This is a genomic window from Pedobacter sp. GW460-11-11-14-TSB4 (genome assembly GCF_059423705.1).
The window spans coordinates 26,072-47,403 of sequence record NZ_JBWKYI010000024.1; the positions used below are offsets into that span (position 1 = coordinate 26,072).

The following is a 21,332-nucleotide window of genomic DNA, read 5'->3' on the forward strand; positions in this document are numbered from 1 at the left end:
AAAGAAAGATGCAACTTTTAATCGCTTGCTTTAAAAGCTTTGACCTGTTTTAAGATCCTTTAGCTCCAGGTTTTGAAACTGACCGAGGCCAGCAAATAAGATTTTTACACCCATTAGCTTCCCAATTGGTTTTTTATACTGGGTTTGAAAAACCAATTGTTTATTGATATATAGCTTTACTTTTTTGTCTGCAATGTTTAATGTAACATTTGCTCCAGCGGTAAGATCGTGACCTAGTGCCCTTAGGTCACTTATTTCTCCATCTTTTTGAATTTCTGAAAATTGATAGCTGGCCCAGGCTACGCATTCGGGTTTAATCACATCGATGAAATGTCTATCCACTTCTCCATATAGGTATATATTAAACTGTGAACACCTTACTCCAGGTCTGTTTGCCGAGGTTTTTACATTTACTTTGAGCTTCAGATTATCTGCATTGATAGTTGTTGGCTTAATATTAATATATGATACATAAAATGTTTTATTGGTATCGATTCCTGCTGCTGAAATCTCTGCCGCAGTTGCTCTAAAAACACCATTTTGACCATTAATTTTGGAGTAAACGGAATAAAATCTTGACGTATCTGCAGGTAGGCTCGTTAATATTGACCAACCTTTTGTTTTAAGATAAACTACTGCAGTATCCACTACTACATCCTTAGCATGAAGGGTGGGATAAAAGCGTCCTGGCAACTCATAATAATGATTGACTGCCTGATTGGGCGCGATATTTTTTTTGCGCTTTCTGTCTCCAAAATCTATGGTAAAATCTGAGGGGATATCAGTTCCTTTTCCCTTTATAGCTAAATTGAATATGGCCGAATGTGGTGTTCCACCTTCGGGATTTATACAGATGAGTTTAATCTGTTCAATTTTATTAAAGTTTGGATAGAAAAAATAAAAGCCAAAACCAAGCGATAGAATAAGCAGAAATAATGTCCCAAATAAATAAGCCATCTTTGTTGCAGGTGATTTAGTTACGGGCTCGGTTTCTGGTTCCGCCATTGGCTGCTTTTGGACCGAATCTATTTTTTCGATCTGTAAGGGATTTAATAATTCAAATTCATGCCAATCGCGGTAACCTATAAATTGAGCCAGCGCATCTCTTGTTGCTTTTTGAGGGAAATAACGGGTAGAGGTTTTTAGTTTTCCAAAGATTCTTTTTAGGGTATGATCGCTTAAAGTAACCTTGGTTTGATCGTGTAATAGCTCACTTAGTTTGATGAAATCGCTATTTTTCCACTCCGAAATATCCTTCTTGCCGACCTTAACCGCTACTTTTTTACAACAGATATCCAACTGCTGAAAAAAGACTGAATTCTCCCCTTGTACAGAATCATTTTTCATACAATATAACAGTTTGTTTTTGAGTAAGATATCTTGTACATAACATTGGTTCAGAATTGCATAGTTCCTTAATCAACTTTAGAAGCGGCACCTGCTAAATTTACATAATTGCTCAATATTTCAAAATGATTGAGAAACTAATCAAATAAAACTTTATCAACAAACCAATAACAATTAATGAAGATCAAAAAAACATCCCTGCTATTTGCGGTAACATTGTTTGTATCAGCTCATATTAAGGCGCAGAACCCTAAACCACTACAAGTGAGTGGTATTTACCCACATTTAGCCACTTTTAACGAAGGATGGACATCGGGTAGCAAAAAAACCAGAGATGATGGTTTCGAAAATGGTATTGGTGCCATTACACCCTGGGCAGGACAGTTATGGATGGTCACTTACTCACCGCACGATCCAAAAGGGAGCTCAGACAAATTATATAGTATTGATGATAAGCTAAATGTAACCATTCATCCGGAAAGCATTGGCGGGACACCCGCAAACCGGATGATCCATAAAGAATCTAATCAGCTTATCACCAGTAATTATTTTATAGATAACAAGGGCAAGGTTAGGGTAATTCCATTTTCAGTGATGCCGGGTAGAATGACGGCAACAGCACGCCATTTAACAGATCCGGGAAACATGGTTTACTTTTACGATATGGAAGGCATGCTCTATGAAACTAACGTGCATACACTTGCGGTAAAAAAACTTTTTAATAAGCCAGTACCCGGATGGCATGGTAAAGGTGCCTACACAGCTCAAAAACAATTGGTGGTAGCCAATAATGGGGAAGATGCTGTTTTTAAGCTGAAAAAAGAAAATCTTGAGGCAGGCGATTTACCCCAGAACGCAGAAGAAAAAGGTGTGTTGGCCAGTTGGGATGGAAAGGCATGGAAAATTATTGAACGCCGCCAGTTTACCGACGTAACAGGTCCTGGTGGCATCTATGGATCGCCAAATGATAAAAGTCCGCTGTGGACGATGGGCTGGGATAAACGTTCGGTAATGTTAAAATTATTAGATAACGGCCAGTGGTATACTTACCGCCTGCCAAAAGCAGCGCATACCTACGACCATAGAGGAGGCTGGTATACCGAATGGCCGCGCATAAGAGAAGTTGGCAATGGTAAAATGATTATGGATATGCATGGTATGATGTATGATTTTCCAAAAACCTTTTCGAGAAACAATAGTGGTGGCATTGCGCCTGTAAATAGTCATTTGCGCTACATACCTGATTTCTGCAGTTGGAATAACCAAATCGTCATTTCCACAGATGAGACTACCGTTTTGGAAAACCCAATGGCTGGGCGTGCTCAATCCAACCTTTGGTTTGGGCAATGGAATGATTTAAAAACATGGGGTGCCGCGACAGGTTGGGGCGGCCCCTGGGAGAACGATCAGGTTAAAGCAGGAGTTGCATCCGATCCTTTTTTTACCAAAGGTTTTGAAGAGAAAGTGCTCCATCTCACACAGAAATCAGCTCAAGCTGTCAATTTTACCATCCAGATTGATAAATTGGGTAACAACAAATGGGAAGATTTCAAAACCATTGCTGTTCCGGCAAATGGTTATCAGTATGCCATATTTCCGGCGGGTTTTAACGCCAATTGGGTACGTTTTAAAACCAATAAAGATTGTACAGCTTCAGCATTTTTTCATCTTACAAGCAAAGCACAACAAAGCCAGCCCTCAATGTTTAGCAGTATTGCCGGGATTAACGATCAAACCGCTGTTAACGAAAACCTGATCCGTCCTTCTGGATATAATAAGAACCTGCAGGTATTAAATATTTCAAACGGCAAAAAATACAGTGAAGTTGATGAGAAACTAGCGTTTGTCGCCAATGCGCCAGATAGTACCGCTCAGGTGGAAAAATTATTAACCTTAAAGAAAAACTATACCATTGATGAAGCATCGGTAATTATAAAGGATAAAACAGGTACGTTCCGTATACCTAAAAATGCTGCTGCTTACGAAACATTTGCTTCACGCGATAAACGTGAAACGGAATCAGAGCGCTTTATGTTAAATATTCAGGGTACTTTTTATGAAGTTGGACGTGAATCTGGATTTATTGCTGTTCGCCCGGTTACTACCCACCATAAAAAGATAATTGATTTTTGTACCTGGAGAGGTTTATTGGTATTGAGTGGTACAAAAAAAGATGCTAAAGCCGATGGTAATTATTTTGGCACGGGCACCAATGGCTTATGGTATGGCGGTATTGATGATTTATGGAAGATGGGTAAACCTGTAGGTGAGGGCGGTGTTTGGAAAAATACTGCAGTAAAGGCCAATGAAGCATCTTTACCGTATTTGATGACTGGTTATGACCAGAAAAAGGTATCGATTACTTCTGATAAGGACGTGAACATCACTTTAGAGATCGACTTCGACTTAACAGGTTTTCATCAATATAAAACCTTTGCTATAAAAGCCGGCCAAAGCATTAATTATGAATTTCCAAAAGGCTTTAGCGCGCATTGGGTAAGGGCTATAGCTGATCAGGATTGCCAATCGACTGTAATGTTTACCTATCTGTAGCGAAATGAGCATTAACGAGAATAAAAAAACATGGCAGTACTTGTTTAGTGCTGCCGTGATTGTTGCCGCACTGGGTTATTTTGTAGATATCTATGATCTCTTACTCTTTGGAATTGTAAGGATACCCAGTTTAACCGACCTGGGTTTGAATGAGGCACAAAGATCCATAGAAGGCGCCAGTATTTTAAACTGGCAAATGAGCGGTTTGCTGTTAGGCGGTATCCTGTGGGGTATTTTAGGTGATAAGAAGGGAAGACTTTCTGTTTTATTCGGTTCTATTATTACTTATTCGATAGCCAATTTTGCCTGTGGTTTTGTTCAGGATGTGACCTTGTATAAAGCACTTCGTTTTGTGGCGGGGATTGGTTTGGCTGGCGAACTCGGCGCAGGCATTACATTGGTGTCAGAAAGTTTACCGAAAAAATTAAGGGCTATTGGTACTTCGGTGGTGGCAGGTGTGGGGCTTCTGGGTGCCGTAGCTGCCTATTTTACCGTAGAACTTTTTAGCTGGAGGTATGCCTACTTTACTGGGGGCGGACTGGGGGTATTATTATTGTTTTTAAGGATAGGGGTTTTTGAGTCGGGGATGTTTAAGCATATGGCAGAAAAAAGCCACCTGAAAAAGGGCGACTTCTTATCGTTTTTTACCAATAAAAGACGTTTAAAACTTTATGCTAAATGTATAGGGATTGGACTTCCGACCTGGTACGTGATTGGTATTCTGGCAACCTTTAGCAATGAGTTTGCTTTAGCTTTAGGTATTACCGAGGCCGTAAAACCTGGCCTGGCCGTAATGTGGTGTTATATCGGCTTAGCTGTAGGCGATTTATTGAGCGGAGTAATCAGTTATTACCTTTCATCGCGTAAAAAAGCTGTAGCTATCATGATGCTTTTTACCCTGGCAGGCACTGTAATTTATCTGTATGCGGGGATTGAAAGTGCCAAAGCGTTGTATCTGATGTGTCTATGGTTAGGCTTTGGAATTGGCTACTGGGCCATGTTTGTAACCATTGGCGCAGAACAATTTGGCACCAATGTACGCGCTACAGCAGCTACCACAATTCCAAATATGGTACGTGGTACTGTAGTGCTAATGACGACTTTTTATGCCTATCTCAAACCTGAGGTACTTGAGCTGCATGCTGCTGCTATATTGGGATTGATCTGTTTTGGGATAGGGTTTTATTGCATTCTGACCATACCTGAAACACATGATAAAGATCTCGACTTTACTGAGCCAGAATAAATCCAAATACCAGCAGCCTTTTAAATTCAAAGAAATTAGAGAGAATAATCTGCAATGGATATGATTAGCCATGAGGAATATCTGGAGGCACTCAAAAAAGTGAAGCTTTTTCACCTCCAATTGGAAAAGGAAATAGTAAAAGTGAAAATTACTGATAGCAATGCAGCAGGAAAAGGGATTTTAGAACTTTTAGCGCAGAATGCGAGTAATCGGTTATTTCATGCAGTGAAGTATTTTTTAGAGCTTGAAACCTCCTATCGTAAAATACCCTACCCATCTGCAGAAGATGTTCCAGTGATTTTTTTTACAGAGGAATATACCATAAAACAGTTAAAACCTGTTCGAAACTTGGGTAACAGTACCCTAGTGTTGCTCAACAGCATTTTAAGAAATGCCGGATACAGTACCCTGAGGGAATTTTAGCAACAGCGATAATTTTAGTTATCGCCAACGCCGGATAGTATGTGATAAGGGTTGAGGGTAGTCGGTAGTCTTTTAACAACATCAAATAGGAGAAGAGTGTATATGGAACCAAAATGAGATGGGTACTATGTTTCAGAATGGGTAGGTGTGCCTTTTAAATCGACTGAAAGCCGAAAATATAAATATACGATGAATTTGTACAGATTAGTCGACCAAAATGTTGGAGCAAAAGGGAGTCGAACTTGCGTATTTCGGCAAAAGTGGTTCTTCCCCACTTTTGGTAGTAATTACAAGGATTGAAGGTGAATGTTCGTTAGAAGTTTATGAACATTACGAACCTAATCTTCTCTTCCGCTGACGTATTTAAAGTTATTTCGGTAGATAATAATGCTGATCGGTAAATATATACGAGCAAAGCCGGCAGAAGACATGTCTGTATCCAAAATCTGTTTTTCTTCTTTTCCTAGAAACTTACCACGTATGAAGCCAGCTGTAATTGTTTCTTTCCGAAGGGTCAATTGCCTATTGATCTCAAAAATTTTCATTTGAAGGTCTGTCAAATAGTCATTTAACGACTTTAGATCTTCCTTTTTCCGTTTACTCTACCTGCAAAAATGATCCATTTCTTAGTTCACATGATCTTTCTGCAGTGATTTCGGATCTATTTGCATCAGCATAAATCTGCATGTAGATGGCTTTTCAATTACTCACCGAATCACTCATCTGAACCATGCAAATTCATGCATATTTGAGTATACCGGAAACTAAAAAAGCCTGAAATATCTCTATTTCAGGCTTCAATTTTTTCGGCGGAGAGCGAGGGATTCGAACCCCCGGACCTGTTACAGTCAACAGTTTTCAAGACTGCCGCATTCGACCACTCTGCCAGCTCTCCGCTGCAAAAGTACGAACTTGGCGCAAATCTGCAAATGATTTCGAATCAAATATTTGCATAAATATTTTAAGCGTTGCTAATCATTTAGTTAGCTCGCGTAAAAACGTTCAAAAAAATAAATAAAGGGCCAATATTGGCCTTTTTAAGCGAAATTTTGGACTTCAGCTTTAAGCTAAAGCGCCTGTTTAGGGTAAATTTTTTCCCGATCTACCGATAAAACGCCATTTCCCTCAATTGCAAAACAAACGAGTCCGATTAATACCGAGACCGAAAACCAAAATTCTGAATAGGGTTTAAAAATACCACCGGAAATATTCACAAAGAATACCGCCCCGATGAGTATGGGTAAATTAACCAGGCAAAATATGCGGGTATGGGTGCCCAGTGTAATGGCTAAACCCCCGATAATATGTAGCATGATAATCAGGTGAGCCAGCAAACTTATGCTCACCGCTGTGCCTAAGAAAGCGCCCCTCATTAAATTACTAAAGGCTTGCATATTGATGTAAAAATCAATGCCCTTCCAGATTAAAATAAGGCCTAATAAGATTCTAAAATAGTCTAACCATTTTGGGTGATGGTGATCGCCCCAGTGCTGGATTTTCTTAAGCATGTTCATAACTTCTATATTTTGGTTATGACAATTTACGGAAAAATAAAGAAAATAACAATGCTTAACTCTTTGATTTTAAGGCTTTTTTTTATCGGCGGTTTTACTGTTTACATAGTCGGTAGGCGACATGCCGAACTGCTTGGCAAAGTTTCTTCCAAAGTGCGATTGAGAGCTGTAACCTACCATCTCGGAGATTTCATAAATTTTTAGTACCCCTTCATTTAGAAGTTCGGCAGCTTTTTTTAACCTGGCCAAATTAATCAGTTCATTCGGACTCAGGTTAGAAATAGATTTGATTTTCCGGTATAAGGTTGGCCGGCTCATGTTCATCTTCTCAGCCAGATGTTCTACATCAAGGTCCTGATTGCTGATGTTTTTGTTAATGGTATCCTGTAATTTTTCTAAAAACAATTCATCGGCCTTAGAATAAGCAATGCTTTTAAGGTGAAGGAGGGGAGAGCTGGAGAAATATTCCTTAATCTTATTCCTGTTTTTAATCAGACTGGAAATCTGTACCTGCAGAAATTCTGGCGAAAAGGGTTTTTCCACATAAGCATCGGCACCCAGCTCTAAACCTTCAATTTTAGATTGCAATGAATTTTTTGCAGTAAGCAGGATCACGGGGATGTGGCTGAATTCTAAGGTGGATTTTACTTTTGCGCAAAATTCGAACCCGTCCATTTCGGGCATCATTACATCACTGATGATGAGCTGAACAATTTCACGCTGTAATATGGCTAATGCTTCTAATCCATTTCTGGCCTGTAACACCTGGTATTTTTCTTCCAGATCATCTGAAATGAAATCCAGGATATCTTCGTTATCATCAACCAATAACACTACAGACCTTTCCATATCTTCAGTATCTTTTATGGTATATGTGCCTACAATTTCTTCCATTTTCCGTTCAGGTTAAATTCTATAAGTTGATGGATAGGCAGTTCTAATACAAATATATTAAAATCACGGTCATTAAAATCTAAATAAAGCTCTCCTCTATGCAACTGCGCAAGCGATTTTGAAATCGATAAACCTATTCCGGTTCCTGCCTTTATTTCTGTTTCTTTGCCCCTGAAAAAAGGCTCGAATATTTTATCCTTAATTTCAATAGGGATTCTATGCCCATCGTTTTTTACCATCACCGCAAACTGATCACCTTCCTGTAAGGATAAGTTAATTTGTACCGTGGTTTTTCCATATTTAATGGCATTGTCGATCAAATTGCTGATCATTTTGTAAAACGCCTCTACATCGATATAAGCATGGAGCTTTTTTTCGGGTAAATGCAGGTTATACTTAATGTCGTGCTGTTCGGCAGCGGGTTGAAACTGAAGAAATACATCTTTCAGGATTTCAGAAATATCGGCTTTTACAAAGTTTAATGAAAATTCGCTGGTTTCGGTTTTTCTGAAATCCAATAACTGATTGGTCAGTTTGAGCAACCGATCGGTATTTCGCCCCATAATCCGTAAATTCTTTTCTATCGCAGGTACGGCATCGGCCTGCTTAATCAGTTTCTCCATCGGACCGATAATCAGGGTGAGTGGCGTTCTGATTTCGTGCGCAACATTAGTGAAAAATTCAATTTTAGCCTGATAAACTTCTTTTTGTTTTTCATGCTCAAAAACTTCCATCCGCCTGCTGTTTTTTAGCGCAATTTTTCGGTGGTACCTTCGCACCAGGAAGAAAATAATTCCGCCGGCAGCGATCAGATAAAGCAGGTAAGCCAACGGGCTGAGGTAAAAAGGAGGATGTATTTTAATCAGGAGTTTGGCATTTTTGGTGCTCCAGGTACTGCTTCCTTCAACCAATGCTTTCACTTCAAAAATATAATTCCCCGGGGCAAGTTTGGTGAAATAAACCTTCCGGTTGGTTTTTAAATATTCCCAGTTTTTATAAAGCCCGGTCATTTTATAAGCATACTCTGTCATTTCGGGCGACAGGTAACTTAAGGCGGCAAAATCGATACTAAAAGACGATTGGTTATAGTTCAATTCGATGGTATCGGCATAAACAATCGATTTGTTGGCAACAGAATCAGTCCCGTTTAAACCTATTTCAGAACTGTTAATCTGAAATCCGGTTAAAAATACCGGGGTTTCATAGGTCGTTGCCTTTAAATTGGCCGGATTAAAGCTCACCAGCCCTTTTACGCTCCCAAAATAGGTTCGGCCAGTTTCGTCCTGATAGGCAGAACTGTAGTTGAACTGATCGGTAAGCAATCCGTTGGCTTTAGAATAGGTTTTGCTCAAACCAGTGGTGGGATCGAAATGGATAAGTCCCCTGGTGCTGCTTATCCAGAACTTATTTGCCGCATCTTCTTCAATACGGAACAGGTAATTGCTTGGAAAACCATTCTTGATGCCGTAACGCTTAAACTGCTGTGTTTTCTGATCAAACCTGCAAAGTCCGCCACCATCGGTGGTTACCCAAATTTGTTGTTTGCGATCTTCAAAAATACTATTTACAGTGTTATGGCTTAAACTTTTAATAACTGTTGGATTATTCCGATAGTTCACATAACCGGGTTTGGATAAGTTAAACTGAAATAAACCATCGTTAAAGCTGCCTGCCCAGATATTGCCCTTGCTATCTTCAATAACCGAATCGTAAAAAATAAAGGGGAGGCCGGCAATGGGTTCAAAATCGTCGCGTTTGCGGTTGTAACGATAAATCCCGTTAATGGTTCCAACTAAAATTTCGCCCGACCGAGTTTTACAAAAAGTAACAATAAAATTGGTGCGTAAAGCATTTCCGGCACCTGCCTGATAATGTTTAATTACCTTTTCTGTTTTCAGGTCTAAAACATCCAACCCATGTTCGAAAGTGCCAACCCAGAGTTTGTCGCAGTCAACCAATAAACCGTGGATGTTGGAATAAGCAATGCTCCCGGGTTTTCCGTCCGGTAAAAAGTGTTTAAATAACCCTGTTTTGATGTCGAGTTTATTCAGTCCGGCATCTTCCGTACCGATCCAGAAATTCCCGTTAGCATCTCTGGTAATTTCCCTTACATCACTTCCGCTAATCGAATTGGTGCCTTTTTGCGGAAAGTATTTAGTGAACAAAGATGTGCGACTCGAATAATAATTCACCCCTCCAAAATAGGTGCCTGTCCAAACCCCGCCTTCACGGTCAAGGCAAATGGTATAAACGGCATTATCACTTAAAGAATAATCATTGTTATATTGCTTTTTGATGTGGATAATCGTTTCGTTTTCATCATTATAAATGTATATGCCCGATTCTGTGGCAATCCAAAACTCATGAGCTCCTGTTTTTTTGATGTCCCGTACAAAAATTGGCGTTTGGTCGTCATTTAAGCTGAGTATATTTTTTGAGGCTAAGGTAACCGGATTAAAGAGTTTAACCCCTTGATTGGTGGTGCCGACCAATAAATTGCCATTTTCGGTTTCAGCAATTCTCGATACCCAGCCATATTCGGTTTTGGCATTTTTTCCATTGATATTAAACTGTTGAAAATTATTTTCCCTGGGATTGTATTTTTCGAGCGTTCCTTTTCCGGTACTGATCCATACACTACCATCCTTTAAAACCGTTACCAGCGAGGCATCGAAAGGTGCATTATGGGTAAAAGCCTGTATTTTCCTGGTACGCTTTTGATATAGGTATATTTTGAATGAAGATAAGATCCATAAATTTCCACGCTGATCGCTGGCCAGATCGATAATCCGCATGCCTTTGGTTTCTTTGATGATGGCGAAGCTTTCTTTTGCAGCATTGTATTGGTATACGCCATTATTTGTGCCTACCCAAAGGCTTTGTTCCTGATCATGGTGCAGCGCATAAATTAAATCGTTGCCTAAACTGCCAGCCTGATCCGGATCGTGTCGGTAGGTTTTAAAAGAATAACCGTCTAAACGGTTTAAGCCATCTTTTGTGCCAAACCACATAAAGCCCTTTCCATCCTGTACACTGCAAAACGCTGTATTGTTAGAAAGCCCGTTTTCTACCTGATAATGCCTGAAATAATAGGGTTGCGCCCAAAGCAGGTGTACCGTAAACAATAGGAATAAAAGGGCGAAGAGTTTTTTCAAGATATCTTGGTCAGCTGCATCAAATATATTAAAGAAATGCTTTGCTTTCAGGCTAAATTGAATTTGAGCAGATTAGTAGAAAGATTGAGACAGATCGTTGTATGGGTAAAGAATACTTTTTCTAAACTGCAAACTGCCCACTGCAGACTGATTTGAACGCTATCCATTTTTATAGACCTGAAAACTGCGAACTGTTAACTGATATGGGCGTTCCCCAATCCCGTGAAATACGGGAAAGGGTCGGGCTTTTCAGGGCTGCGCTTCGCTCCGGTACCGATGAAGGATCGGTACTGAACCCTTACAATCCCTAACGCAAAAAAACCGTGTACAAATCTGTAAGTCTGATTTCAATATTGCTACTGGCCTTTGTTAAATAAACCTGATAGAACGATCCCGACGTAAAAAGTCGGGAGAAGAGATAGCAGGGCTTCCTCGAAAGGTCGATTTCATAGAAAGGTCGTCATTTCGACTGGAACACAGTGGAATGGAGAAATCTTTGGACTATATTAAAAGATCTCTCCACTACGGTCGAGATGACGATACTCAGCGTTGACGACCACCTTAAAGTAACAGCTGTAATACAAATCGAGACAAAATGAAGAAAGATTGATACAAATGCGTATCCCTCTGAAAAGCTAAAAACCGAATCTTTGGATAAGAATTAAATAGAACTAAATCCATTTACTTCTATAACTAACCAAATCCCTAACCTAATATGAAAAGAAGTTTATTCTCTTATGGCGGCTTTGTCCGCCTGGATGGGTACCTGCTTCAAAAAATGTTTTTGAAACGCAAAGTCCTCTCCGTTATTTTTACTTCCATCACCTTAATTTTACTTTCCTTTCAGCTCAGGGCTCAGGAGCAGACAGCCGTTACCGGAACAGTAACTGATGAAAAGGGCGAAACGGTTGTTGGCGCCAGTATTAAAGTTAAAGGTACCAGCACGGGCGTAACTACTGATGGCAATGGAAAATTCAGGATTCAGGTAGCCGATAAAAATGCCACACTGATCTTTATTTACGTGGGTTATGTTAATCAGGAAGTTGCATTGGCTGGCCGTACGCAAATCAGCGTTCAGCTTAAGCCATCTAATAATGACCTGACGGAAGTTATTGTGGTGGGCTACAATACACAGAAAAAGGAGGCCATTACAGGTGCTATTTCATCAATCAGCAGCAAAGACCTTGAAAAAGTGCATGGCGGTTCTACCGTGAGCACAGGTTTGGCAGGAAAGTTACCTGGTGTATCTTTCAGGATGCCTGACGGAAGGCCGGGTTCGAGCGCCAATATCCAGATCCGTAACATGGGTAATCCACTTTATGTTATCGACGGTATTCAGCAAGATGCCGGCCAGTTTAATAATATTTCACCTAACGATATCGAAAGTATCAGTGTGCTTAAAGATGCATCGGCTGCGATTTACGGTAGCAGGGCATCAAATGGTGTAATTTTGGTAACCACCAAAAGGGGAAAAAATAGTACACGAAATACCTTTAGTGTTGATGCTTATACTGGCTGGCAGAACTGGGTACGTTTTCCGGAAACGACTGATGCTTACCAGTGGAAAGTAGGGCAGGCTACTGCAGAAATGAATCAGAACGGATCAACCAGTATTACCCAGGCCGAACTGGATAAATGGAAAGCAGGTACAGAATATGGTTACCAGAGTCAGAACTGGAAAGATATTATTATTGCGCCAAACGCACCACAAACTTCAGTAAACTTAAGTGCTTCGGGTGGAAGTGACCGGGTAAACTATTACTTTTCGGCTACCCGTTTAGATCAGAAAGGTGTATATGGAAAAGCAAGAGAATTCGATTTTAACCGGACCAATATCCAAAGTAATATCGAGGCTAAAATAACCGACCGTTTTAAGGTGGGTATGCTCATCAACGGGCGTATCGAAAGCCGCGACCAGCCAGGCGTACCGGGTGGAGATGATTACTGGGCCGCCCGTTTTGCTTTGTTGAGAAACAGACCTACTGAACAGGCTTACGCCAATGGCAATCCAAATTACCCGAACGATATCGGTCACAATACCGAGCAGTTTGCTGTACAGAGCAAAGCTCTAAGCGGTTACTGGAAATCAGACTGGAGAGTTTTGCAAACCAATTTATCGGCCTCTTATGAAACGCCAATAAAAGGTTTGGAAATAAAAGGTTTATATTCCTATTACATTGCCGATAACGTAATCAATGGACATGAGTACACTTATAATGTATATACCTATCATCCGGAAACAGGCATTTACGAAGAAAAAGTAGGCAGTTCAAATCCTTACAGAGAGCGCAGAAACGAAAAAGTATATACCAATACCTATCAGCTACAGGCGAATTATAACCGCACTTTTGGCAAACATACGGTAGGCGCTGTATTGGTGGCCGAGCGTTTAGACCGTTTTAGAACCTATACCTTTCAACATGCGGTACCACAGACTAATATTTTGCCTGTGCTGCAGTTTGCCGATATGGATGGGCAGGATTTTGCTGATATACAGGAAGAGCAGGCCCGTATTGGTTATGTGGGCAGGTTAAACTACAATTACGACAATAAATATTACCTGGAGCTTTCCGGTCGTAGAGATGCTTCATGGAAGTTTGCGCCAGATAGACGTGTAGGTTATTTCCCTTCAGCATCAATTGGTTGGAGAATTACGCAAGAGAAATTTATGAAATCGCTTTTGGGTGAAAGCAATATCTTAAACGATTTGAAACTCCGTGCTTCTTACGGACAGCTTGGGGATGATGATGTGGGTATCGATCCTTTTGCCTATATCCCAGGTTATAACTACAACCAGGGCAGTGTGATATTGGATGGAAAAAACATTACCACTTCAAGGGATAAAGGTCCTATTATCAATAACCTGAGCTGGTTTAAAAGCAAAATTACCGACATCGGTCTGGATTTTACGATGTTCGGCAGTAAACTTTCCGGAACTGCAGATTATTTTTATAGAAAACGTTCTGGTTTACCGGCCATTAAAAACGACGTCATTGTTCCAATAGAACTAGGATATCCTTTAAATGTTGAAAACCTGGAGAGCGATGCACAGTTTGGAGGTGAATTCTCTTTAAACTACAGAGATAAAATCGGTGAGTTTAATTACAATGTTGGTGGAAACATTTCCATTAGCAGAAAGAAACTTTTAGAAAGATATAAACCACGTTTTGGCAACTCATGGGAAAATTACAGAAGTAATGGTACCGATAGATATGCCGATATTTTTTGGGGCTATGAAGTAACCGGTCAATTCCAGAGTATCGATGAGATCAATAACTACAATGTGAATATTGATGGAAAAGGCAACCGTTCTTTATTGCCGGGCGATTTAATTTACAAAGATCAGAATGGCGATGGAATTATTGATCCTTTAGATGAGAGACCAATAGGATATACCACAGCAGGGCAACCAAATGTAGGTTTTGGATTTACCATTGGCGGTTCTTATAAAAACTTCGATTTTACGGCCGATTTTTCTGGCGGTGCCATGTATTCCTGGAACCAGAACTGGGAACAGCGCTGGGCATTCCAGAATGGAGGGGCTTTGCTGCAGAATTTTGCTGACGACAGCTGGCATCGTACTAATCTCTATGACCTGAACAGTCCCTGGGTGGCTGGTAAATATCCTGCAATCCGTTTTAATGACCGCGATCATAGTAACAACACCAGAAATTCGACTTTCTGGTTGCACAACGTGAGGTACCTGAGGGCGCGTACACTTGAGATTGGTTATACCCTGCCAAAAAGATGGGCAGAAAAAATCAAGATCCAGAATGCAAGGGTATATGTAAACGGATACAACCTCTTCTCGATCGATAACCTGAAAGATTATGGTGTAGATCCTGAAATTGCAGACGATAATGGATTGCAATATCCACAGAATAAGTTTTTTAACATCGGTCTTAAATTATCGCTATAACATGAAAACGACTAATCAAATGAAAAAATATATATACACATTTGCTGCCATTGCATGTTTAAGTTTTGCGCAGTCATGTAAAAAAGATTCTGAGTTTTTAGATAAACAACCCACCAGTACCTTACCCATTGATGCGGTATGGAAAGACCCCAATCTGGTGCTTACCGTAGTTGGTGATCTGTACGATCGTTACCCTGATTTTCAGCGCATCGAATCGTGGTGGCTTTTTGCCGATTTTGATGAGGGTTTTGCTTCAGCAAGTGGTGACTATGGTCGCCACCAGAATTTGGAATACGGATATGATGCCTGGAGATACTGGGATATGGGCGTTTACAGGCTCATAAATGACCTGAACCTGTTTATTAAACGCGGGCAGGAAGCGACCGCTTTAAAAGCTGAAGACCGCGACCGTTTTTTAGCCGAAGCGCGTTTTATCAGGGCTGGTGTATACTTCGAGATGGTAAAAAGAATGGGCGGTGTTCCTTTGATTACAGTTCCCCTGGCCTACGATTATAGCGGCGATCCAAGTTACCTGCAATATCCAAGGGCTAAGGAATCAGAAATTTATGATTTTGTGATTTCAGAATTGGAAGCCATTAAAACCATACTTCCTGATAATGCGACCATCCAGAGCAGGGCTACAAAAGCTGCGGCGCTGGCCATGGAATCCAGAGCTGCTTTATACGCTGGTTCGATTGCCAAATACAGCAATGCTCAATTAAGCCTTCCGGGTGGAGAGGTTGGCATTCCTGCGGCAATGGCTAATGGTTATTTTACCAAAGCCTTAAATGCGGCAAAAGAAATTATCGATGGCGGTAAATATTCACTTTACAAAAAGAACCCAAACCTATCCGATAATTTTGCGGCCCTTTTTACCGATAAAGGCAGTAATCCGGAGGTGATCTTTGCTAAAGATTTTAAATTGAAAACCAATAAGGTTCATGGTTTTACCATCGATAACCAGCCGCGTTCTTCTGCCGAAGAAGCACAAGGTGGAAGATTAAACCCATCATTAAATCTGGTTCAGTCTTTCGAAAAACTGGATAATACCTATGCCTCTTTGGCTTCGGTTGATGGCAGTGGAAATCCGGTTTATTATACTAACATCACAGATATTTTTGCTGACCGCGATGCGCGTTTAGCCGGAACGGTAATTCTCCCTGGAACACAGTTTAAAGGGAAAACGGTAGACATCTGGGCGGGCTACCAATTAGCCAATGGTACCATCATTACCGGAGATAATTTCGGGCAGAGCAAAAAAGAGGTACTGCCAGATAATCCGGCATCGGTACAGGTGGTGGGAAGAGATGGCCCTGTTGATGGTTTAGAATTCAGTGCGCAATCAGGCTTTTACGTGCGTAAATATTTAGATCCTGCTACAGGTTCGGGCCAGATTGGGACCCGGAGCGATGTATGGTGGATCCGCTACCGTTATGCAGAAGTATTGTTAAATGCTGCCGAAGCCGCTTTTGAACTGGGTGATGCCGCTACAGCAGCCAATTATATCAAACCGGTAAGAGACCGTGCAGGATTAACCGTTGCATTAAGTCCGGCAAATATTACTTTCGACCGTATCGTACACGAACGAAAAGTAGAATTTGCTTTTGAAGGACATCAGCTTTGGGATATGAAACGCTGGAGGCTGGCCGACAAGGTATGGAACGGCAACAACATGTCGGCCGCCGATTTTATCAATGCAGCCAATATTGGAAGCGCAACGCGCACCAGTACACAGGTGTTTGGCTTGTGGCCATATAAATACTACAACCCGGGTAATGCCAATCACCTGAAGTATATTTTTAAGGTCATTAAACCCAGCCGTGTTACCGCGGCACACCGCTTCCGCATCGGTAATTACTACTCATCTATCGGGCAGGATGTACTTAACGGCAATCCGAAAATTATCAGAAACCCTAATCAATAATCATATATAACATGAAAAATAGATTTTATTTCATCATAGGGGCAATTATAGCCATGTTTTTTTCCTCTTGTAAAAAGGATAATTACGAGGCACCTGCAGCCGATTTCACAGGCAGGATCGTATACAAGGGCGAAGCCATTAATGTTCAGTACGGCCAGGTAAACTTCGAACTTTGGCAGTCAGGCTTTGGTAACTACTCCGCACTTAACGTAAATGTAAGTCAGGATGGTAATTATTCAGCTAAATTATTCGATGGGAACTATAAACTAGTTTTCTCACCCAACCAGGGTCCGTTTTTATGGAAAAAGAATGCCGCAGGTAAACAGGATACCCTGGCGGTAAACATTAGCGGGAACAAGGTAATGGATATTGAAGTCATGCCTTATTACATGATCCGCGGTGCTAGCTTAACTGCCGCTTCCGGCAAAGTGAATGGATTCTGCAAACTGGAAAAAATCATCACCGATGCCAATGCAAAGGATATAGAAAGTGTATCGCTGTATATCAATAAAACACAGTTTGTAGACGGAGGCAATAACTTGGCAATACAACAACTCACCGGAACGGCAATTGCCGACCTGAATAACTTAAATATGAGTGTAAATATCCCTACGATTGTACCGGCACAAAATTATGTTTTTGCCAGAATAGGGGTTAAAATTGCAGGAGTAGACGACCTTATTTTTACGCCTGTTACTAAAATAAATTTTTAGTTAATGACAGTATCCACAAAAAAAAATCGTCATCTCGACTGTAGCGCAGCGAAATGGAGAGATCTAATAGATTTAGCTTCGCTGAGCACTACGTGGTTCTCGGCTACGTTGCACTCCGCTCGAAATGACGATCTCTTAAGTTGATATTTATACTTTAAAGTTTCGTCATTCCCGCGCAGGTTGGGAATGACGATCAATCGAAATATTATTGATATCAATATCTTACCTTTAATTAATCATGATTAAATGAAATATCTTTTTGCCTTTTTTTTATACTGCTTCGTATTTTCTATTGGTAAAAACGCATTTGCCAAGCAATTAAACGATACCATTTACCTGGCCGATCCAACTATTTTTTTAGACAAGGGTATATACTATTTATATGGTACCAGCGGCGATGAAGGCTTTATGGTTTATGCTTCCCGCGATCTTAAAAACTGGACTAAACCGGCCGGAAAAAATAAGGGATTTGCCTTAAAAAAGGGCGATGCCTTTGGAACTAAAGGGTTTTGGGCACCACAGGTATTTAAAAAGGGTAAAACCTATTTCATGGCTTATACCGCTGATGAACAGATTGCTATTGCCCATAGTAATAGCCCAACAGGTCCTTTTGTTCAGAAAGAATTAAAAGCAATATCAGGTATAGGGAAACAGATCGATCCATTTGTATTTACCGATACCGATGGAAAAAACTACCTCTATCATGTAAAGCTTGATCAGGGTAACCGGATTTTTGTAGCAGAACTGAAGCATGATTTTTCAGATGTAATCCCTGAAACAACAAAATTTTGTTTATCAGGAACTGAGCCCTGGGAAAATACGGCAAAAACCGATTGGCCGGTAACCGAAGGCCCAACGGTTCTAAAAAAGAACAATCTTTATTATCTTTTTTACTCCGCAAATGATTTCAGGAATCCGGATTATGCCGTGGGTTATGCTACTTCAGGCTCAGCTACAGGACCTTGGTTAAAATATACAGGCAATCCGATCATCAGCAAAAAGACCTTACAGCTAAACGGAACCGGTCACGGAGATTTTTTTACGGATAAAAGTGGTCAGCTGCAGTATGTATTTCATACCCATTACACGAACCACAAGGTATCGCCGAGGGCAACCGCTGTTGTCAAAGCGGCTTTTGTAAAAGATAAAAATGATCGCTACCATATGCAAATCGACGCTGAAAGTTTTCGGTTTTTAAGGCAAAGTGTTGCAAAAACATTCTAGGGTTAAATTGATTGCATTTGTAGAAATATTGAGATGAAAATGAATCGGTTTAAGAGAAGAAATTGCTTTTTTTAAGGATTGGCGAATGCCACTAATCGAAAAACATAAAAGATGTAAAGCTTTAAAAATGAACGCTTTGAAAATAAGATATTTGCTGAGTACTTTATGCCTGTTATGGGCAGTGGGCTTGCCTGCACAAACATTTACCAACCCTTTATTGCCATCCGGGGCCGATCCTTATAGTTATTATAAAGATGGTTATTACTATTATACCCATACCACTGGCAACCGGGTAGATCTTTGGAAAACCAAAACCTTAGATGGCTTAAAAGATGCAGAGCGGAAAACCATCTGGCATGCACCTGCAGGCACCATGTATAGTAAAGAAATCTGGGCACCGGAAGTCATGTTTTTAAGAGGCAAATGGTACGCTTACTTCGCTGCCGATGATGGAAGAAATGAAAACCACCGCATGTATGTTTTAGAAAATGCTTCAGCCGACCCCATGAAAGGCGAGTGGGTATTTAAAGGTAAAATTGCCGATCCAACTGATAAATGGGCCATTGATGGGGATGTAATCGATTTTAAAGGCCAGTTATATATGATCTGGTCTGGATGGGAGGGTGATGAAAACGGCAAACAGGAAATTTTCATCGCCAGGCTTAAAAATCCATGGACGGTAGAAGGAAAAAGAGTGAAGATTTCTACACCAAAATTTAACTGGGAAAAAATAGGGGATTTGGGTGGAGGAGCCCATGTGGATGTAAACGAAGGGCCTCAGTTTTTGCCGCATGGAGATAAAATATTTGTCATTTATTCAGCCAGTGGCTGTTGGACAGATTTTTATGCCCTGGGTATGCTTTCCGCGTCGGCTAAAAGCAATCTGCTCGATCCTGCTTCCTGGGCAAAATCTGATCAGCCTGTTTTCCAGCAGTCGCCAAAAGACAGCATCTACGCGCTGGGTCATAACTCATTTTTTAAATCGCCAGACGGAAAAGAAGACTGGATCCTATATCATGCCAACGATAAACCGGGTCAGGGTTGCGGAGGTTTCCGCTCACCCCGTGCCCAAAAATTCAACTGGAATACCGATGGTACACCAAATTTTGGAACTCCGGTAAAAGCAGGACTGAGCATCACCTCACCATCAAACCGAAATAAATAATAATCAGATAAATACCGATATGAATTTAAAAAACTATGCGCTTCTTGCTGTACTGAGTTTGAACATCAGCCTGGGTTTCGCGCAAAAAACAAAAAAAAGTACTGAGCCTGCAAAAGTTTGGTCAGTAGAAAAAGCCAATGCCTGGTACAAGGAACATAAATGGTTAACAGGTGCAAACTACATTCCTTCCAATGCCATCAATCAGCTGGAAATGTGGCAGGCCGATACTTTTTCACCCGATCTGATTGATAAAGAACTGGGCTGGGCCGAAGGAATTGGTTTTAACACGCTGCGTGTATTCTTGTTCAGTAAGGCCTGGAGTCAGGATCCTGAGGGTTTTAAAAAGAGAATGGATCAGTTTTTAACCATTACCCAAAAACATGGTATTAAACCGATGTTTGTCTTTTTCGACGATTGCTGGAATAAAACTTCAGCCATTGGTAAACAGCCGGCACCTAAAACAGGTGTTCACAATTCGGGCTGGTTGCAAGATCCCGGTGATCCTGCTTTTAAAGAAGAAGCCAATTTCCCTGAACTCGAAAAATATGTAAAGGATGTACTTAGCCATTTTGCACACGATAAAAGAATTTTACTTTGGGATTTGTACAATGAACCCGGAAATAGTGGAAAGTTAGAGGCTACCATTCCCTTGTTAACCAAAACCATCAGCTGGGCAAGAGCAGTCAATCCCGATCAGCCGATTTCTATCGGATTGTGGAGCTGGGGTTTCGAAAAGCTTAACGAAATACAGCTGGCCAACTCAGATATTGTAACCTACCATAACTATGAGGCACCAGACTGGCACCAAAGAACCATTGATCTGTTAAAAGCCAGCGGCCGGCCACTGATCTGTACCGAATATATGGCCCGATCACGCAACAGCCGCTTTTCAAACATTTTGCCTATGCTAAAAAATGAAAATGTTGGCGCCATTAACTGGGGATTTGCTGCGGGTAAAACCAATACCAAATATGCCTGGGATACCCCGCTTGCCGATGGATCTGATCCGATTGAGTGGTTCCACGAAATCTTTCAGCCCGATGGCACCCCATACCGCCTGGATGAGGTAAACCTGATTAAAAAACTCAATAACAAATAAATTTTTTTCAGTAGGAAGATCCGAAGAATGGATTCATAAAAATTATTGTCAGTCTGAGCGGAGTCGAAGACCCTTAGTTGAAAATTGAAATATTTGTCTTTCCAGAGGCTATCATTGATAAACCCCAATAGAATAGTCGTCATCTCGACTGTAGCA

14 protein-coding genes and 1 tRNA gene are annotated in these 21,332 nt (G+C 40.8%); 9 read left to right on the forward strand and 6 right to left on the reverse strand.

The genetic code is table 11. The features are described from left to right. Positions 1-30: 30 nt before the first annotated feature. Positions 31-1,347 carry a hypothetical protein gene (locus AC07YT_RS19405; RefSeq protein WP_086544909.1) on the reverse strand — a complete coding sequence of 439 codons (1,317 nt, stop codon included), beginning with the start codon at positions 1,345-1,347 and terminating at the stop codon, positions 31-33. 177 nt (positions 1,348-1,524) lie between these two features. Here AC07YT_RS19405 and AC07YT_RS19410 point away from each other — a divergent pair, with 177 nt between their 5' ends. From AC07YT_RS19410 to AC07YT_RS19420, 3 genes are read left to right on the forward strand one after another with little or no spacing between them, the layout of a single operon-like run. After that, positions 1,525-3,900, forward strand: coding sequence for a hypothetical protein (locus AC07YT_RS19410; protein ID WP_086544910.1), 2,376 nt, complete (start codon positions 1,525-1,527; stop codon positions 3,898-3,900). 4 nt (positions 3,901-3,904) lie between these two features. Then, complete coding sequence (locus AC07YT_RS19415; RefSeq protein WP_086544911.1) at positions 3,905-5,146, forward strand: MFS transporter; 1,242 nt, start codon at positions 3,905-3,907, stop codon at positions 5,144-5,146. Positions 5,147-5,200: 54 nt separating this feature from the next. Further along, on the forward strand, positions 5,201-5,569 hold the full coding sequence (locus AC07YT_RS19420; protein WP_086544912.1) for a hypothetical protein: 369 nt from the start codon (positions 5,201-5,203) through the stop codon (positions 5,567-5,569). A gap of 338 nt (positions 5,570-5,907) precedes the next feature. Here AC07YT_RS19420 and AC07YT_RS19425 read toward each other — a convergent pair whose 3' ends face one another. The 5 genes from AC07YT_RS19425 to AC07YT_RS19445 form a co-directional block, all read right to left on the reverse strand. Beyond that, on the reverse strand, positions 5,908-6,114 hold the full coding sequence (locus AC07YT_RS19425) for a hypothetical protein (protein WP_086544913.1): 207 nt from the start codon (positions 6,112-6,114) through the stop codon (positions 5,908-5,910). 265 nt (positions 6,115-6,379) lie between these two features. After that, positions 6,380-6,464: transfer RNA gene (locus tag AC07YT_RS19430), tRNA-Ser, on the reverse strand. Between the two features lie 172 nt (positions 6,465-6,636). Then, positions 6,637-7,083, reverse strand: coding sequence for a DoxX family protein (locus AC07YT_RS19435; RefSeq protein WP_086544914.1), 447 nt, complete (start codon positions 7,081-7,083; stop codon positions 6,637-6,639). 69 nt (positions 7,084-7,152) lie between these two features. Further along, entirely contained in the window at positions 7,153-7,977 is an 825-nt protein-coding gene (locus tag AC07YT_RS19440; RefSeq protein WP_086544915.1) for a response regulator transcription factor, read from the reverse strand. After that, positions 7,962-11,132, reverse strand: coding sequence for a sensor histidine kinase (locus AC07YT_RS19445; protein WP_145954191.1), 3,171 nt, complete (start codon positions 11,130-11,132; stop codon positions 7,962-7,964). Before AC07YT_RS19445 ends, AC07YT_RS19440 begins: the two co-directional genes overlap by 16 nt. A 715-nt stretch (positions 11,133-11,847) precedes the next feature. Here AC07YT_RS19445 and AC07YT_RS19450 point away from each other — a divergent pair. From AC07YT_RS19450 to AC07YT_RS19475, 6 genes are all read left to right on the forward strand, one after another. Then, a complete protein-coding gene (locus tag AC07YT_RS19450; protein ID WP_494945482.1) occupies positions 11,848-15,051 on the forward strand; it encodes a SusC/RagA family TonB-linked outer membrane protein in 3,204 nt (1,067 codons plus the stop codon). A 19-nt stretch (positions 15,052-15,070) separates the two neighbouring features. Beyond that, positions 15,071-16,975, forward strand: coding sequence for a RagB/SusD family nutrient uptake outer membrane protein (locus AC07YT_RS19455; protein ID WP_086549226.1), 1,905 nt, complete (start codon positions 15,071-15,073; stop codon positions 16,973-16,975). An 11-nt stretch (positions 16,976-16,986) separates the two neighbouring features. Continuing rightward, positions 16,987-17,688: a DUF3823 domain-containing protein gene (locus tag AC07YT_RS19460; protein ID WP_086544917.1), complete on the forward strand. Its 702-nt coding sequence runs from the start codon at positions 16,987-16,989 to the stop codon at positions 17,686-17,688. 246 nt (positions 17,689-17,934) lie between these two features. After that, positions 17,935-18,912, forward strand: coding sequence for a glycoside hydrolase family 43 protein (locus AC07YT_RS19465; RefSeq protein WP_086544918.1), 978 nt, complete (start codon positions 17,935-17,937; stop codon positions 18,910-18,912). Positions 18,913-19,039: 127 nt separating this feature from the next. Continuing rightward, on the forward strand, positions 19,040-20,077 hold the full coding sequence (locus AC07YT_RS19470) for a glycoside hydrolase family 43 protein (RefSeq protein WP_086549227.1): 1,038 nt from the start codon (positions 19,040-19,042) through the stop codon (positions 20,075-20,077). Positions 20,078-20,096: 19 nt separating this feature from the next. After that, on the forward strand, positions 20,097-21,176 hold the full coding sequence (locus tag AC07YT_RS19475) for a glycoside hydrolase family protein (protein ID WP_145954192.1): 1,080 nt from the start codon (positions 20,097-20,099) through the stop codon (positions 21,174-21,176). Positions 21,177-21,332 lie beyond the last annotated feature (156 nt).